Source organism: Dyella tabacisoli, assembly GCF_003350925.1.
GTDB lineage: Bacteria > Pseudomonadota > Gammaproteobacteria > Xanthomonadales > Rhodanobacteraceae > Dyella_C > Dyella_C tabacisoli.
In genome coordinates, this window is the sequence record NZ_KZ857196.1 from 1 (window position 1) to 6091 (window position 6091).

The 6091-nt window shown below is 60.9% G+C and carries 1 protein-coding gene; it reads left to right on the plus strand.

Annotated elements, in window-relative coordinates:
* Positions 1-6091 (plus strand): non-ribosomal peptide synthetase (locus DVJ77_RS20890; protein ID WP_114847477.1); only part of this gene is annotated, 6091 nt, incomplete at both ends.

Consider the following 6091-nt stretch of genomic DNA (forward strand, 5'->3'; position numbering starts at 1 on the left):
GATCCATATTCTGGATGCGTCGCTCAACCCGGTGCCCGTCGGAGTGGTCGGGCACCTGTATATCGCCGGTATCGGTCTGGCGCGCGGCTATATCAACCGGCCCGAGCTGACGGCGCGGACCTTTATCCCCAACCCGTTCAGTGCGACGCCGGGTGCGCGGATGTATTTGTCGGGCGATCTGGCGCGGTATCTGCCGGACGGCACCATCGAATACCTGGGCCGCAGCGACCACCAGGTGAAGATTCGCGGCCTGCGCATCGAGCTGGGTGAAATCGAAGCGACGCTGGCGGCACTCGAAGCGGTGCGTGACGCGGTGGTATTGGCGCGGGAGGACAGCGCCGGCAGCCAGCGGCTGGTGGCTTATCTGGTGGCGCATGACGGGCAGGTATTGCCGGACGAAACGCAGCTACGCCCGATGCTGTCGCAGACGCTGCCCGAGTACATGGTGCCGAGTTACTTCGTCATCCTCGATCACATGCCTTTGACGTCGAACGGCAAGGTCAATCGAAACGCCTTGCCGGCCCCGGACATGACGCGCGATGAGGTGGTGTATGTCGCGCCGCGTACGGTAGCAGAGCAACGCATGGCGGAGATCTGGGCGGAAATCCTCAAGCTCGACAAGATCGGCATCCATGACGACTTTTTTGCGCTGGGCGGCCATTCGTTGCTGGCAACGCAATTGATGTCGCGGATCGGCGCGGCATTCCAGGTTGAAATATCGCTGCGGACGATTTTCGATGCACCGACCTTGGCTGAGATGGTCAGCCAGGTAGTGCCGGCCAGCACCGAAGACGTAGACACAGCGCAAGCGCCTGACGAACCGAGCGAAGCGTTTCCGCTGTCGTTTGCCCAGCAGCGTCTGTGGTTTCTGGATCAATTGGAAAGCGATAGCCCGGCATACAACATACCGCTGGCCGTGCGGTTAAAAGGCAAGCTCGATCGCAAAGCGCTGCACGCCGCCCTCAACGGTGTGCTGCATCGCCATGATGCGCTGCGCGCGTACTTTGAAAGCGCAGACGGCACACCGGTGCAGCGAATCATGTCGCGACTGGACCTGGTACTCGCATTCGATGATCTGCGCCATTCCGCCCAGAAGGAACGTGAGGCCGCGGAGCATGCGCTGATACACGATGACACACGCACCCCGTTCGATCTGCAAACCGGGCCGTTGATTCGAGGCAGCCTGATGCAATTCGAAGAGCAGGACCATCTGCTGTTGTTGACGGTGCACCACATCGCGTTCGATGGCTGGTCGATAGGCATTCTGCTGCGGGAAGTCGGTGCGCTGTATGCGAGCCACGCGCTGGGTCTGCCGCCGTCGCTGCCCGAGTTGCCGATGCGTTATGTCGATTTTGCCAGTTGGCAGCGGCAATGGTTGAGCGGCGAGGTACTGGAGCGGCAGCTAAACTATTGGAGGCAGCAATTGGCGGGTAGCCCGAATTTGCTGACCTTGCCGACCGACCGGCCACGCCCGCTCGTACAGAGCCAGGCCGGCGCCACGCTGTCGTACGCCATTCCGGCGGAACTGAGCGCCAAACTGCAAGCTTTGAGCCGGAAAATGCAGAGCACTTTGTTCATGACCTTGTGCGCGGCGTTCAACGTTTTGCTGGCACGTTATTCGGGACAGAGCGACATCTGCATCGGTACGCCGATTGCCAATCGCAACCGTGCCGACATCGAAGGCATCATCGGCTTTTTCGTCAATACGCTGGTGTTGCGCACCCAAGTGGATTTGAGTCTCGGATTCACTACGTTGCTCAAGCAAGTGCGTGCGAACACACTCGATGCCTATACGCATCAGGACGTGCAGTTCGAACAATTGGTCGAGGTGCTGCAGCCGGAGCGACACACCAGCTATTCGCCGCTGTTCCAGGCGATGCTGGTACTGCAGAACATGCCGATGGACGAATTGGTACTGCCGGGCCTGTCGATGAAGGTACTGGACAGCGAAGGCGCCACGGCCAAGTTCGATATCACGCTGACGTTGATGGAGGGCGACAAGGGCTTACAGGGCGACTTCGAGTACAGCACCGACCTGTTTGACGCCAGCACTATCGAGCGCATGGCCGATCATTTCACGCGCTTGCTGTATGCCATCGTGGCGGACCCGACGTGCCCCATAGACGATCTGGTGATGCTCGGCGACGACGAACGCCGGCTCATGTTGTCCGAATGGAACGATACCGCCATCGATTTCTCCGACGCGGGCGTGCCGGCGTCGGCCATCCACCAGCTATTTGAAGCACAGGCCGCGCGTACGCCGGATAACACGGCGATCACCCAGGATGGCGTAGCGATCAGCTATGCCGAACTGAACCAGAAAGCCAACCGACTGGCCCGCCATCTAGTGGCGAACGGCGTCGGTTCGGATGTCCGGGTGGCGATCTGCGTAGAACGCAGCGTGGAGCTGGTGATCGCGATGCTGGCCACGCTCAAGGCGGGCGGTGCGTATGTGCCGCTGGATCCCGCGTATCCGCGCGAGCGGATGACATATGTGATCGAGGATGCCGGTGCTTCGCTGCTGTTGACCCAGTCGACGCTGTTGGAAGCGCTGCCGGTGGGCGGCATTAAGAGGGTAAGCCTGGATCGATCCTTCGCTTGGGATGGACGGCCGGACACGAATCCATCGAACGACGTATCGGCCAATCAACTGGCCTACGTCATTTACACCTCCGGCTCCACCGGACTGCCTAAGGGCGTGATGATCGAACACGCTTCGCTATGCAATCACGTCCAGTCCATTCGCGAGCATTACAAACTGACCGCGACGGACAGGGTGTTGCAGTTTTCGGCACCCGCCTTCGATGTGGCCGGAGAGGAAATCTGGCCGACCCTGATTAGCGGTGCCGAGCTGGTGGTAAGGCCGGCCAGCTTGTTCGACACGGCGGAGCATTTCATGCATTGGGCGGAGGAGCAGCGCCTCAGCGTATTGAATCTGCCCGCATCCTTCTGGCATGGCTGGGTGGGAGAGCTTCTGGCCGGACAGGTCTTGCAGCCGGACCGGTTATCGACCTTGCGCCTGGTTATCGTGGGCAGTGAAGAGGTCAAGCCGGCTGTGGTCTATTCGTGGCAGCAGGTATTTGGTCAGCGCATTCCATTGCTCAATGCATACGGGCCCACTGAAACCACCATCACGGTGATCTTGAATGCCATCGCGCCGCTGAGCGGTAATGAGCCATCGTTGCCGATCGGCCGGCCGATAGCCAATACGCAGGCCTATATCCTTGACCGAAACGGGCAACCGGTGCCGATTGGCGTCGCCGGCGAACTGCATATCGGCGGCGTGCAGGTGGCCCGCGGTTACTTGCATCGCCCCGAGCTGACGGCGGAAAAATTCATCCCCGATCCGTACGCTGTCGAACCAGGGGCTCGGCTGTACAAGACCGGTGACCTGGCTCGTTTCCTCCCGGATGGCTATATCGAATACCTTGGAAGAAGCGATTTCCAGGTCAAGATTCGCGGATTCCGCATTGAACTGGGTGAAATCGAAGCCAAGCTACAGGCGATCGACGGGATACGCGAAGCGGTCGTATTGGCACGCGAAGGGCAGGGCGGCGACAAGCGCCTGGTGGCCTACGTGGTTGCGCAGGAAGGTTATCGGCCGGATGCAGAAACCTTGCGTGCGCAACTGGCCAGGGAGCTGGCTAGCTATATGTTGCCGAGTGCCTATGTAACGCTGGATGCGCTGCCGCTGACCGCCAACGGCAAGATTGATCGCAACGCGTTTCCCACGCCTGAGCTGCAGCACGGCGAAGCAGCCTATGTCGCGCCACGCACGCCCGCCGAAGAAATCATGGCCGGCATTTGGGCTGAGGTCTTGAGGCTCGACAAGGTCAGCATCCATGACGACTTCTTCGCCCTGGGTGGCCACTCGCTGCTGGCGACCCAATTGATGTCGCGAGTACAGCGCGCGCTGAAGGTCGCATTGCCGTTGCGCGCCTTGTTCGAAGCACCGTCGATTTCAGCATTGATGCTGAAGGTCGCCGAAGCCGATGCCGGCGTCAGTGCGCCGCCGCTATTGCCTGTAAACCGCGATATGCCGTTGCCGTTGTCGTTTGCCCAGACCCGCTTGTGGTTCCTGGATCAGTTGGAACGCCAGAATGCGCTTTACAACATTCCGGCCGCCGTTCGCCTGACCGGCTATCTCGACGTGGACGCGCTGACGCGCACGCTCAACGAAATCGTGCGCCGCCATGAAGCACTGCGCACCCGCTTTGCGGGACGCGAAGGGGCGCCCGTGCAAATCATCATGCCTCGCACGGTAATGCCGCTGGCGGTAAACGATTTGTCCGATTTGCCGGTAAAGGAGCGCGAAGCCAGGGCGCAATGGCTGTCGGTGGAGGAAGCGCAAACACCTTTTAATCTGGAAGCGGATCTGCTGATTCGTGGGTCGCTGCTGCGGCTCGACGAACAGGAGCATTTACTGTTTTTGACAATGCACCATATTGTCTTCGACGGTTGGTCGCTGGCGATATTGATACGCGAGATCGGAGCCATCTACGCGGCCTATACGCAAGGCCTGCCATCGCCGCTGCCCGACTTGCCGATTCAATACGCGGACTTTGCCCACTGGCAGCGGCAGTGGCTGAGCGGGGGGGTACTAGAGCAGCAGCTTGGCTATTGGAAGCAGCAGTTGGCGGACAGCCCGAGCTTGTTGACGCTGCCCACGGACTGGCCACGGCCCGCGCTGCCGAGCCACCGCGGCGCCATGGTGTCGTTCGCGGTGCCGGCGGCACTGGTATCGGGCTTGCAGGCGCTTAGCCGCCAGACACAAAGCACATTGTTCATGACGCTGTCCGCGGCGTTCAACGTGCTGCTGGCGCGCTATTCGGGCCAGAGCGACATCTGCATCGGCACGCCGATCGCCAATCGCAACCGCACCGACATCGAATCGCTGATCGGCTTTTTCGTCAACACCTTGGTGCTGCGCACACAAGTGGACCTTGCCCTTGATTTCAACGGCCTGCTGCAGCAAATGCGGCAGCACACGCTGGATGCCTATGCCCACCAGGATGTGCCCTTCGAGCAATTGGTCGAAGCGCTGCAGCCGGAGCGGCATACCAGCTATTCACCGCTGTTCCAGGTGATGTTGGTATTGCAGAACACGCCGATGGATGAACTGGTCTTGCCGGGTCTGTCGATGAGTGTGCTGGAAAGCGAAAGCATCACGGCCAAGTTCGACATCACCCTGACCTTGGCCGAAGACCAGGACGGTTTGCAGGGCTATTTCGAGTACAGCACCGACCTGTTCGAGGCGAGCACGATCGAGCGCATGGGCGTGCACTTCACCAACTTGCTGCAAGCGATTGTGGCCGATCCCGGCTGTGCCGTCGGCGAGCTGGCGATGCTGGGCGAGGCCGAACGCCGGCAGCTTCTCCGCACGTTCAACGATACCGCCACGGTTTATCCGCGCGTTCAGCGCGATACATCGACGCTGCATCAGTTGTTCGAGGCGCAAGTGCCGCGCAGCGCGGAACATGCTGCGGTGGTGTATGAAGGCGTCTCGTTGAGCTATGCGCAACTCAATGCGCAAGCCAATCGGCTGGCGCGTCATCTGCGCCAACTGGGTGTTGGCCCGGATGTGCTGGTGGGCCTATGCGTCGAGCGTTCGATAGAGATGATCGTCGGCCTGTACGGCATCCTGAAAGCGGGCGGCGCCTATGTGCCGCTGGACCCGGCGTATCCGGCGGATCGCCTGGCGACGATCCTGGCCGACGCCCGGCCGGCGGTGGTCCTGACGCAACGGCATCTGCGGGCGCATATCCCCACCGTACCGGGCCTGCCGGTGTTCTGCCTGGATAGTGAAGCCGACACGCTGGCGGCCTACGCCGACGGCAACCTCGAGCACCACACGCAACCGAATGATCTGGCCTATGTGATCTACACCTCGGGCTCGACCGGCAAGCCGAAGGGTGTCGGCATCGACCAGCAAGGCATCGTCAACCGGCTGCAATGGATGCAGGAAGCGTATCCGTTGACGGCGGCCGACCGGGTCTTGCAGAAGACGCCTTTCAGCTTCGACGTGTCGGTGTGGGAATTCTTCTGGCCCTTGCTCGAAGGGGCGACACTGGTAGTCGCTCGGCCGGGCGGA